Source organism: Clostridium collagenovorans DSM 3089 (assembly GCF_900130005.1).
Taxonomy (GTDB): Bacteria; Bacillota; Clostridia; order Clostridiales; family Clostridiaceae; genus Clostridium_D; species Clostridium_D collagenovorans.
Genome location: NZ_FQXP01000007.1, coordinates 1 through 13,061 on the forward strand (window position 1 = coordinate 1; position 13,061 = coordinate 13,061).

Annotated in this window: 10 protein-coding genes and 1 pseudogene; all 11 read right to left on the bottom strand. The window is 28.2% G+C overall.

The features are described 5' to 3' along the window. The coding region (locus tag BUA48_RS09595) for a dTDP-glucose 4,6-dehydratase (RefSeq protein WP_143147701.1) at positions 1-431 on the bottom strand (431 nt) is incomplete at its 3' end. Between the two features lie 66 nt (positions 432-497). Beyond that, positions 498-1,754 carry an O-antigen polymerase gene (locus tag BUA48_RS09600; RefSeq protein ID WP_072831851.1) on the bottom strand — a complete coding sequence of 419 codons (1,257 nt, stop codon included), beginning with the start codon at positions 1,752-1,754 and terminating at the stop codon, positions 498-500. Continuing rightward, complete coding sequence (locus BUA48_RS09605) at positions 1,751-2,779, bottom strand: glycosyltransferase family 2 protein (RefSeq protein ID WP_072831852.1); 1,029 nt, start codon at positions 2,777-2,779, stop codon at positions 1,751-1,753. The genes BUA48_RS09600 and BUA48_RS09605 overlap by 4 nt, the downstream gene beginning before the upstream one ends. A 38-nt stretch (positions 2,780-2,817) precedes the next feature. Further along, positions 2,818-3,717, bottom strand: a complete 900-nt coding sequence (locus BUA48_RS09610) for a glycosyltransferase family A protein (RefSeq protein ID WP_072831853.1) — start codon at positions 3,715-3,717, stop codon at positions 2,818-2,820. 452 nt (positions 3,718-4,169) lie between these two features. Next, positions 4,170-5,144 (bottom strand): SDR family oxidoreductase, encoded by a 975-nt coding sequence (locus BUA48_RS09615; protein WP_072831854.1) that lies wholly within the window; start codon positions 5,142-5,144, stop codon positions 4,170-4,172. Between the two features lie 4 nt (positions 5,145-5,148). Beyond that, positions 5,149-6,468 (bottom strand): nucleotide sugar dehydrogenase, encoded by a 1,320-nt coding sequence (locus tag BUA48_RS09620; RefSeq protein ID WP_072832011.1) that lies wholly within the window; start codon positions 6,466-6,468, stop codon positions 5,149-5,151. Positions 6,469-6,516: 48 nt separating this feature from the next. Then, complete coding sequence (locus BUA48_RS09625; protein ID WP_072831855.1) at positions 6,517-7,518, bottom strand: glycosyltransferase family 2 protein; 1,002 nt, start codon at positions 7,516-7,518, stop codon at positions 6,517-6,519. 20 nt (positions 7,519-7,538) lie between these two features. Further along, positions 7,539-8,786 carry a TolB family protein gene (locus BUA48_RS09630; protein ID WP_072831856.1) on the bottom strand — a complete coding sequence of 416 codons (1,248 nt, stop codon included), beginning with the start codon at positions 8,784-8,786 and terminating at the stop codon, positions 7,539-7,541. A 24-nt stretch (positions 8,787-8,810) separates the two neighbouring features. Next, on the bottom strand, positions 8,811-9,500 hold the full coding sequence (locus tag BUA48_RS09635) for a sugar transferase (RefSeq protein ID WP_072831857.1): 690 nt from the start codon (positions 9,498-9,500) through the stop codon (positions 8,811-8,813). Between the two features lie 2 nt (positions 9,501-9,502). Beyond that, a complete protein-coding gene (locus BUA48_RS09640; protein ID WP_072831858.1) occupies positions 9,503-10,702 on the bottom strand; it encodes a DegT/DnrJ/EryC1/StrS family aminotransferase in 1,200 nt (399 codons plus the stop codon). Between the two features lie 29 nt (positions 10,703-10,731). Then, positions 10,732-12,614, bottom strand: a pseudogene (locus tag BUA48_RS09645) (polysaccharide biosynthesis protein). Positions 12,615-13,061: the final 447 nt, after the last annotated feature.

Below are 13,061 nucleotides of genomic sequence, written 5' to 3' on the forward strand. Positions count from 1 at the left end.
GTCTCACCTAATGAACCATATACTTCATCTGTTGAAACATGTAAAAACTTAACGCCCTCTTTCCAAGTACCATTAGCTTCCCATGCAGCTTTTGCACAATTTAACATGTTAACTGTACCTAACACATTTGTTTTAGCAAAGACTTCTGGATCCTTTATGCTTCTGTCAACATGAGACTCTGCTGCAAAGTTTACTACATAATCTATATCATATTTCTCAAATAAATCTGTAACTAATCCTGAATCACATATATCTCCTTGAACAAATATATGATTTTCATTATTCTCTACTGACTTTAAATTTTCTAAGTTTCCTGCATATGTTAAAGCATCTAGATTTATAATCTTTATGTCTTCATACTTATTTAACATATATAATACAAAGTTAGAACCGATAAATCCTGCTCCACCCGTAACTAAATAAGTTTTCATAAACTATTCTCCTTTATATTTAAGTTACCTATATATAATGATTTTGAAAATATTATTATATATTTTCTACTTTCTTTGATAAACTATAAACTTTCCAAAGAAAATAGAAAAAAATAATATTATCCACATATTAATACTTCTCATATACCAAATAAAAAATGACATTATTGTACAAAATGTTACTATGGTAACAATTACATATGATAAAATATCTTTTTTATCCATTAATTTTGTAAATATATTTCCTGAAACTATTCCTAGAAAATAACTAACAGCACAAGCTCCAGGAATAGAAAAATCAATTATTAATTCCATTATATAAGTACCTACATTACTTGAAATTGGTATATGATAAAATGGTAGTGTCCACATTAGCTCTACATTAAACCCCAACTTAGAAAATTGCTTGTATATAGGCAAAAAAGTGTTGGCTCCAAAGCTATAAAATGGATTATTTAAATATTCATTTAAAACTCCTATTGGTGAAGTAGCGTATGTATAAAGTTTATAAATACTATGATTAGTACTTGTTAATTTATTCATAAGCGGAGATACATAAGGTGATATAGATGTTATATTAGCTCTTTCTTTATTTATAATACTAAATAATAAAATAAATACTATTATAAATATTATAATGTATATTTTATTCTTATTATTTAACTTAAGCTGCTTAGTATATTCTCTCTCCCCTATAAACATAGGAATTGTTAAAAATAAAAAACCCATTATTATATTATTTCTTCCACCAAAGCTTAGCGAGTTTAAAATAGCAAGAATAATAGGTAGGAATAAAAACTTTCTTACTCCATATTTTCTGATATATACTCCAGTGTACATAAGTGCAATAAAAATGAATGGTCCAAAATATGATATGTATATATTTTCTCCCGTACCATTTACTCTATTATTGTATATATCACCTATAGATGAAAATAATCCATTTATACCATATACTTTTATTAGAGATACTATATTAGGTATAATAGATATTGCAGATATTAAGCTACTTATCATAATAACTTTAAAAATCTTATTTTTAATTATATTCTCATCTAGTAGAGTATTATTTTTTTTATGAACCTTAATATTATATATTAATACGCCCATAAAATTTCCAATAGAAAATAAACCCTGCATTAAAAATATAATACTCCAGGTTTTTATAGATAACTTATAGTAATATATAAATTTAAGTTCATATAGTATGCTAATTATAGACCATACTATACAATATATTGATACAGGATTAATATTTTTTTTAAAGATTTTTCTACTAAAAACAAATAATAAAATATTAAAAAAAATATAGATATATATCATTGTTGTCTCCTTATTTTTTTATAACTTCTTAATAGATAATCTAGAAGTCTATACTTTCCTTGTAACATTAGTAATGTAGTTATATTATATTTTGTACTACATTCTATCCTCAATATTTCTTTAGTATTTATATCAATATTAAATTGATTAAGTCTTTTTACTTCTTCTAAGTAATTAACTCTCTCTCTAAAACTCATCGTATTTCTATTATCAAATATAATATTAACTATAAATGAAATATATTCTACCAAGTACTTATACCATATAGATTTATCAATACCTAAACTATCAACAATACTTTTTTCAGCGTCCACTATTAATATGCTTGATTCAGCCTTATTTATATTAAACTTCACAACCGTACTATGACTTACTCTTCTGTAATGTATATAATATGCTTTACTATTACATACCAATTTATTTACATTCTTAAATAACTCATAATTAAACTTATTATCTTCACCACCAAATTTAATTCTTTCATCAAATATAATATTATTTTTTTGTATTAATGATTTTTTTACAATCATATTCCATACAAAAGTAAATACTCCACGTCTTCTTAAAGCATCATAATTACTAATCAAATAACCTTTATCATATACACCATCACTCAAATGATATTTATATACTTCTTCAGTAGTAAAAGTATCATCTATTTTTAAATATCTTACAGAAAATTTTACAACATCTGCATTTTCTTCTTTAATTAATTTAATATTATCTTCTAGCAATGTTGGTAAAAACCTATCATCATTATCTGCAAAAACAATATATTCTCCAATAGAGTTACTTAATCCTGTATTTCTTGCTCCGCTAATACCCATATTTTTCTGATGTATTACCTTCACTCTTTTATCTTTATTCATATATTGATTGCAAATTTGTGCACTGTTATCAGTTGAACCGTCATCAACTAGAATTAACTCAAAATTTAAATATGTCTGAGCTAATATACTTTCTATTGCATCTTCAAGATACTTTTCCGAATTATATACTGGCATGATAATGCTTACGTCAACCATGTTCTTCTCCCATTTTAAACTTTATTTAATATTAATTGCTACTTAGAAGTAATCGAATTTCTGTTTCGCTCTTTAAACCTACGTAACACACTTAAATATGCATTTATGTTAATACCTATTTTCATAATATACTTAATCACTATTTTATAGTTTCTTTCTCTAATAGCTACAAGAATAATCTCAAAATAGTGAGCTGAATATATTTGTCTTTGCACCTTTTTATCATAGATTTCAAAGTGCCTCTGAGTTTTTTTAAAAAACTCCTCTTTTATACTAATAATATTTTGAGTTGTAGGCCTATTTTCTTCTAACTCAGTATTTATTCTAACCATATATTCTGGTAAAAGCTTAATATTATACTTTAAAAGGAAATCTAGGAATAATTGAATATCTTGATGTCTAATTAAAGACTCATCAAAATATCCACTTTCATCAATACAGCTTTTTTTAAGTAGAACCGTTGGTGTACATATTGCCACCGATCTTTCTAGAACCTTTTTATGCAAGTCATTTGTCTCATAAACCGAACATTTTCTTATTGGAACTCCATTTTTATAGTATTTATATAAGGTGGAAACTCCTGAACAATTTATATCATTTAGGAAAACATCCATCTGCCTTTCTAACTTTGTATATTCCCATTCATCATCATCATCTAAAAATGCTATGAATTCTCCATTTGATGACTTTATACCAACATTTCTTGCTGCTGCTCCATTAATATGTTTTAATTGTTTTATATATCTTAGTCTTTTATCAAAAATATCCTTTAATCTTTTTTCTACTAGCATACTTTCTTCACTATTCGGATCATTATCATCAATTACAAGAATCTCAATATTTTTGTAAGTCTGATTTATAACGCTGTTAATAGCTCTTATTAAAGTATCACTTCTTTTATATGTAGGAATTATACAAGAAATCATTCCTTTTACCATAACTAACCTCCAATTAAATTATCGACTTCTATTAAACTGCTTAAATCTTATACCCATATATTAATAATCATAAGATTACTTAGTTCATACTATAAAACAAAGCTAATAAGGGTATACCCATGAAATTATTTAGTTAAATATTCTAATTTACATTAATATATTTTTTGTCTTTCACAAATTTATGATGTCTTTTATTAGACTGTAAACTTATTTTAAATTTATGTAACTTTTCTATATAAACTATTTTTATATAAAATTAATTATTACGATTTATTCAAGTAATATATTTTTACCTCTAAATCATAATTGCTTTAGTTCTAAACTAAAGCAATTATGATTTAGAAATATTTAAATATAAATATTTCTAAAAACTTATATCTTTTATTTAGTAAAACATTCCTAAAGCTTCAATCTTATTTAAAGTTACTTTACTTATTAGATTACTTTATACATTATAAGTTATTTTTGTACCATTCTATAGTTTCTTTGAATCCATTCTCAAAGTTCCAAGTCGGATTATATCCTAATAAGTTTTTAGTTTCATCTATATCAGCAAGACTATGCTTAATATCACCCTTTCGAGCATTTGAATACTTCGGTTTAAAACTCACATTGAGCTCCTTACACATAGACTCCAACACTTGATTTATAGTAAATTTTTCACCGTATGCAACATTATATGCCCTACCAAAACTTTTCTCATCAGATAGACAAGCCTTTAAGTTAGCTTCTATAACATTTTCTATATAAGTAAAATCTCTACTTTGAGTTCCATCTCCATATATTATGGCATCTCTATTTTCAATTAATGCTTTTACGAACTTAGGAATAACAGCTGCATAATTCCCATTAGGATTTTGATACCTTCCAAATACATTAAAGTATCGTAATCCTATAGTTGGTAAATTGTAGATTTTATAAAACAAATCTGCATAATATTCATTTATTTTTTTAGTCATAGCATATGGTGATAAAACAGATCCCTCTTGTCCTACTTTTTTAGGCAAAGTTTCATTATCTCCATACACAGATGAGGACGATGCATAGACAAATCTCTTAACATTATTTTCTCTTGCAGCTTCTAGCATATTTAATGTACCGTCTACATTTACTTTATTATATTTAATTGGCATCTCCATAGATCTTGGTACCGAACCCCAAGCTGCTTGATGTAAAATATAATCTACTCCTCTACAAGCCTCTCTACAGACTTCAATGTCTTCAATTGTTCCATTAATAAACTCAAAATCATATTTTTCTTTTAATCTATCTATATTACTAACTAGTCCATTTGAAAAATCATCTAAACCAATAACCTTATATCCCATTTCACATAATGTCTCTACTAAGTTACTCCCTATAAATCCAGCAGCTCCTGTAACTAGAAATTTACTATTATCATCAAACTTAATATTACTATACCCCACTGTTCTATAACCTCCAATAATTATAACCTAGTTTAATTATAATATCCTTATTTAATATCGATTTAACATCAACTATAATTTTTTTACCATTCTCTTCATTTCTGAATAACTTGTCTATTTCCTTTATGGACATCTCTTTAAATTCTTTATGGGAAACTGCTAATATAACAACATCCATATCACTAATTTCATTTATGTCACATATATCTACTTCATACTCCCTAATAGCTTCTTCCTTATCAGCCACTGGATCTACTATAATAGGATTTATACCGTATTCCTTAAGTTCATCTACTATATCAATTATTTTAGTATTACGTGTATCAGGACAATTCTCTTTGAAAGTAAATCCTAAAATACATACTCTCGAACTGTTTACTACCTTTTGAGACTTAATTATGCTCTTTACAGTATTTTCAGCAATATATTTTCCCATATTATCATTAATTCTTCTTCCTGAAAGAATTATTTGAGAATGATATCCTAATTGTTCCGCCTTATATGTAAGATAGTACGGATCTACTCCAATACAATGTCCGCCTACCAATCCCGGTTCAAACCCCAAAAAGTTCCACTTAGTTTTTGCTGCATCTAATACTGCTTTAGTATCTATATCCATTTTGTTAAATATTATAGATAGTTCATTCATAAATGCAATATTTATATCTCTTTGTGAATTTTCAATAACCTTAGCTGCTTCAGCTACTTTAATACTATCTGCTTTATACACTCCTGCATCTACTACCAATTCGTAAACCTTTGCTATTATATCCAGTGTTTCTGTATCCATACCAGATACAACTTTTACTATCGTCTCCAATCTATGAACTTTATCTCCAGGATTAATACGTTCTGGTGAATATCCAACCTTAAAGTCTCTACCACATTTAAGTCCTGACTCTTTTTCTAATATAGGTACACAAACCTCTTCCGTTACTCCAGGAAAAACAGTTGATTCGTACACTACTATTGATCCTTTAGTAAGATTTCTACCTAGTGTTTTGCTTGCAGCTTTAACTGGATACAAGTCTGGAGACTTATCTTCGTTTATAGGTGTAGGAACTGCTACTATGTGAAACTTAGCTTCTTTTAACTTTTCCTCACTACAAGTAAACTCAACACTACAATTTTTAATTTCATTATTACCAACTTCCTTAGTTGGATCAATACCCTTAATGTACATATCTACCTTTTCTTTGTTTACATCAAATCCTATAACTTTTGCTTTTTTAGAAAAGGCCACCGCTATAGGCATTCCAACATATCCCAAACCAATTAAAGATATTTTTTCTTTTCTTTTCACTATTTCTTCATATAAATTCATATTCTTCACTCCATCTCTACTCATAAACTTTAATATATTTATCATTTATTATTTTTTTCTTATAAGTTCAAATAAACCTCTTATAGACCCCAAACCATATGATATATGTAGGCTAATAAACATAATTGGCATTAATACTATATCCAGTAATCTATTGGTTTTATAAATTGAAAATATTATTCCTAATATAAAATGCAGAATTATTATAAAAATTAATATATACCTCATAATTTTAATTTTAATTCCTAACATTAATAATAGAATAATATTTAATACAAACATAAGCGGTATTATATGTCTTAAATTCAAAGTTTTAAATCCATTTCTTAAAACTTTCATATTCCATTTTCCATTTTGCCATGCTTGATTTAAAAATCCCTTAACTGAATCTCTAGATATGTACGTTGACTTAATACTAGGATTTAAATAAAACTTATATCCAGCCTCTTTAATTCTCCTATGCATATCATTATCTTGATTTCTCTTTAAGTTCTCATCAAAATATCCAACTTTATCAAATATAGATTTTCTATATAATCCAAAAGCAACCGTATCCACATATTCAGCCTTCTGAGAATATCTAAATTTTGAATTACCTACTCCAAACGGCGAAGACAACACCATAGCAATTCTTTTCCCCATTCCAGTATAACACTCAGTATTTAAGCTACCACCTACACATGCAACATCATTCATATTTAGCATTGTATCAACACTGTTTTTTATAAAATCTTTGTCCGCGTATCCATGTGCATCTATTCTAACAACATATTCTCCCTTTGCAGATTTTATAGCCATATTCCACCCAGATGCTAAACTTCTTTTAGGATTTTTATAATATCTTATTTCTACACCGCTATTATTTTTTTCTATCAATTTTTCTATTATATAATTACTATTATCATCCGACTCACCATCAATTAAAATAATTTCATATTTATCCTTAAAATAACTTTGTTCTATAAACGATTTAAAGCACCTTTCTATGTACTTCTCTTCATTTCTAAAAACAATTATAGCTGTTACAAATGGATATTTACTATACTCCATTGTTCTCTCCCCTTCTTTATTTAATCAAATACCTTTAATACATACACTTGTCTTAATTTATTTATTGCTCCATCAAAACAAATATATCTTCCATCAGGACTAAATCTAGGATGTAAGTCACATCTATTTTCATTGTTATACCTTAATGAAGAATAAACTTCAGCTATCTCTTTAACATTCTCACCGTCCGCACTACATAAATATAAGTTCTGCTTACATTTAAAGTTAGGATATGTATCAGTAATAACATATTTATTATCAGGTGAATACGATGGATGACCATCTCGATTCAATATACCTTCCGCAAAGATCTCTCTTTTTTGAGTTTGATCAGTTAATAAATAATACTTATTCCCATGAGAATGAGTATGAGCCCAAGCCAGTATTTCTCTATTATTCTTCCAATTACAATGAGAAATCATATCTTCATCCATTAAATTATATACATTTTCACCATCAATATCCACTGTCAATAGTCTAGTATATTTCTTTCCATTTTTAATCCACCTATGTAAAACCATAAATCTTTTACCTTCTGGATTGATCATTATATGGTTAACTTTATGTATTGCACCATTCATTTCTTCCCTTGATTCAAAATCCATAAGTTGTTTATACGTAAGTAGTCCTTTAACCTCTCCTGTATTAATATTCATTCTCCAAATACATGTTGAATTTGGACACTTTTCATCCACAGTATCTTTATTTGTATTAGAGTATCCATATCCAGGTCTAAGATTATGTAACCTAGAAAAATCTAAACTTAATGCATATTCGCCATTTTTATCTACAGAATATACAGCAATAGGTAACACTTTTTCTGTTCCAGTTTCTATATCCAATATAACACTACAAAATTCTCCATTCCTGAAATCATTATATATAATTTTTTTATTCATTTCAGGTCCAAGCCATTGAAGCATACATCCCTGTTGTACATTCCATGCATATGTGCTTCCTATAATAGTCTCTTCATTTTTTTCTAAATCCTTCAAAATTATTAAAGCTTGCTTACTTGGCGCAACTTCTCTATTGGCATTCTCAGTTCTAAGATAAATCATTTTTGTACATTCCTTATTCCATGGTGACTTATCATAATAACCAAATAAATGTTCATACCTAGAATCGCTTATGCATATTATATTACTATTTTCTGTTTTCTTATCGCTTAAACTCCACCCTATAACCTGATATATACCTTTAGCAAATTTCCTTATTTCAGGAAACCTTCTTAAACTTTCATTAATTTTGTTAATTATATTCCCCATTCTTTAAATCCTCTTTTTTTATATTTACCTAATAAAAACCTCTATTGCTGTTTTTAACATAATCTTATAATCTTCTATAAATGTAAAATTTTCTATATAGTTAATATTGTAATACATCTTTTTACTTAAAACATTTTCAATGTAAACTTTATCTATATTTTCATTAAATTTACCAAGAATTTCATCTTCATCTTTAAACATTATACTAGCTTTAGATGTAATTCCAGCTACCATAAGTAACGTCGCTAACATCTCAGGCTTATACTCTTTTACATATTTAGGTACTTCTGGTCTCGTTCCAACGAAACTCATATCACCTTGTAATACATTAATCAACTGTGGAATTTCATCAAGCCTAGTTTTTCTAATTAGGCGTCCTATCTTAGTTATTCTAGGATCATCCCCTACAGTTACTTGTGTTCCTATTTTTTCAGCATTTACTACCATAGTTCTAAATTTAAATATCCTAAATCTTCTACCATACTGAGTTACTCTAGTTTGTCTAAAAAATACAGGACCTTCAGAAGTTAATTTTATTACAATTGCCAATACAAGTATTAATGGTGATAAAATCACTATTAATACTATAGCTAGAACAATATCAAAAAGTCGCTTTAAAAATAATTGACCTTTTTTCTTTTCTAAAATATCATAGTATTTTTTGACTTCTTCATTTTTCATAAAATTTGGAAGTTCACTCCACTTTTTTAGCACTCTTATTTCCCCCTAATAACTTCTTTTAGGGTTGCACATATATACTTAACTTCCTCATTACTTAGCAATGTATGTAATGGAAGTGTAATTTCATTTTTGTACATATTAAATGCATTAGGATAATCTTTTATATCTAATCCCATTGATTTATAAGCACTCATCATTGGAAGTGGCTTATAATGTACATTAGTTGCAACTCCAGCCTCTGCCATTTTGATTATAACCTTATTTCTATCTTCCTCATTCTTACCTAACAACCTAACAAGATAAAGATGTCCACTAGATGCTGAATTTTCAGTATAGTGTTTTAATATGTGAAGATTTTCTTCTTTAAGTAGTTCATCATATAACTCTATAATTTCTCTACGCCTTTTTAAAATCTCACTATATCTACTAAACTGACCTAATCCTATAGCTGCCATTATATCTGTCATATTACATTTATAAGCTGGTAACTTAATATCATATTCCCAACTTCCTATTTGAGTTTTAGCTAAGGCATCTTTAGATTGTCCATGAAGTGAAAGTAACATATACTGCTTGTAAATTTCTTCATTATCTACTCCGCTTATATCCCTCCATGTTGCAGCTCCCCCCTCTGCTGTTGTTAGGTTCTTAACTGCATGGAAAGAAAAGCTTGTAAAGTCTGCTATTTCACCAGCCATTTTCCCATTTCTATTAGCTCCTATGGCATGAGCCGAATCTGCAATAACTATAATTCTATTAAATGCTTCTTGTATTTTATTATTAGCCTTAAATAATTCTCTTTTACTTTTAACTATTTCAAAAATCTTATCATAATCACATATAACACCCGCTAAGTCTACTGCAATAATAGCTTTTGTTCTAGGTGTTATTGCTTCTGACAACTTTTCATAATCCATTTCATAAGAATCAGCAGCTGTATCTACTAAAACTGGAGTAGCTCCTACATGACATATTACGCTACATGAAGCTGTATATGTGTATGCACTTGTTATTACTTCATCTCCTGGTCCTACTCCTAATACTCTAAGTGTCATCTCCATAGCAGCAGTTGCTGAATTTAAACATACAGCCCTTGATGTATTACAATATTGTGCTATTTTCTTTTCAAATTCCTTTGTTTTAGGACCTGTTGTTATCCACCCTGATTTTAAAACCTCTACTACATTATCAATTTCAACCTGCGTAATATCTGGTGGTGAAAAATTTATCTTCATATAATCTCCTCCATAGCTTTAATGTCTTTTTATTCCTTTGTAGCTGCTACCATATCATGTGCTGCTCTTTTATAGGTAGGTACTACTTCTTGCAATACGTCTCTTATATCTATCATATTTTTGCTATCTATAGCCACCTTTAGATTATCGAATTTCATTTTTAACTTTTCTAAATCATAGTGCATTGGTTTTGCTATAAATATCTTTTCGTTTGCTGTATTAGTTAAGCCCTCTTCGCTCATTAAAAGCTCTTCATAAAGCTTTTCTCCTGGTCTTAAGCCTGTTACCTTTATTTCTATATCCTCATGGGGTTCTAATCCGGATAACTTGATTAAGTTAATTGCTAAATCATATATACGAACTGGTTTTCCCATATCTAGTACGAAGATTTCTCCTCCCTTTGCATATGCTCCTGCTTGAAGTACTAATTGAGCTGCCTCTGGTATAGTCATAAAGTATCTTATTATATTTTTGTTTGTTACTGTAACTGGTCCACCCTTTGCTATTTGTCTTTTAAATAGTGGTATTACGGAACCATTGCTTCCTAATACGTTTCCGAAACGTACTGCAACAAATTCTGTTTTACTTTTTTCTGCCATAGCTTGTACTATCATTTCACACATTCTCTTAGTTGCACCCATTACATTTGTTGGGTTAACTGCTTTATCTGTAGAAATAAGCACAAATTTTTCTGCTTCATATCTATCTGCACATTCTGCTACCTTAAGTGTCCCAAAGGTATTATTTTTAATTGCTTCTCCTGGACTATCTTCCATTAAAGGTACGTGCTTATGAGCAGCTGCATGGAATACTAATTGTGGTCTAAATTCATCAAAGATTACATCTAATCTTTTTTCATCTCTAACTGAAGCTATAGCAACCTTTAGATTTTTGAATTTATCCTTTAGCTCATTTTGTAGATCATATGCATTATTTTCGTATATATCTAGTATTAATAATTCCGATGGTTTAAACTTAACTATTTGTCTACAAAGTTCTGAGCCTATGGAGCCTCCTCCACCTGTTACAAGTACTCTTTTACCTTCTATGTAAGCTTTAATTTCCTTATCATTTAATTTAATAGGATCTCTTCCTAGCAAATCCTCAATTTCAACATCTCTCATTTTCCCTATGGAAACCTTTTCGTCTATTATCTCCGAAATAGATGGTAGTATCTTAACCTTACATTTTGTATCACTACACTTTTCTACAATTTCACATCTTGTATCATTATTTAAGGAAGGTATTGCTACTATTATTTGCTCTATTTTATATCTATCCACAATCATTGGGATATCATTTCTATTCCCTAATACCTTACTCCCACCTATAATCATATTTCTCTTGGATTTGTCATCGTCTATAAAGCCTATGACTTTATACTTCTTGTTGCTTTGGTTTTTTATCTCTAGTGCAACTGTTTTGCCAGCATATCCTGCACCGTATATAAGGACTCTTTTAACCTTATTGTTTCTTGCTTCAATGTCTATTAATAACCGTCTATAAATTCTAAAGGATACTCTGAAACCAATTACGGCAATCATAACAAAGATTCCGCATAATAAATTGGTTTTCATCGATATGCTATAACTTAACGTTGATAGGATTAATAAAATTATTCCATTACTTAATATACATGCAGTTACTGCTCTTATAAATTCATCTATGCTAGCCTGTTAAATTCATCTATGCTAGCCTGTGTCCATAGGCTTCTATATAATCCAAAGCTCCAAAACATTATTGCATAAATCAATAATACTACGAACATTACTGAATTAGATGTAACGAGACTTCTGACTACTTCCCTATCTGAGCTCATAAAAAACACTCCCATAAAATAGCATAATTCTATGAGAATTAAATCTATACTCAGAAGTAAAGCACCATTTAAGAATCGTCGCTTATTTCCCATTCGATTCACCCCTTCAAAATGTCATTTACTTTATTTTTTTATTTATTTTTCATTTTTATTAGCTTTAAATTGAATTTTTTGTAATATTATTAAATTCTTTTTTGTGAATTTTAAGATTTTCAACAATATTCAAACTCATTTCCCACCCGTTTATTTTATCACTTCAATTTACATTTTACAACATTAAATATTATACTTTACCTTATTCTGCAATGCCTATATATATAATCAATAGTTTTATATTAATCCATTATTTTTCATAATTATACATATATTTTTCTTTATTTTACGTTTTTTTGTATGTTTTTTCAATAATTTTTTCCTTAATTTCTCGTTAATTTTTCTATTTTATTTCATTACCTTTAGTTTTCCTTACATTTAAATGAATATTTTAAAATTATATGTATTTTTATCCATTTACTTCTTTTTGCGATTATTCTGTTAATT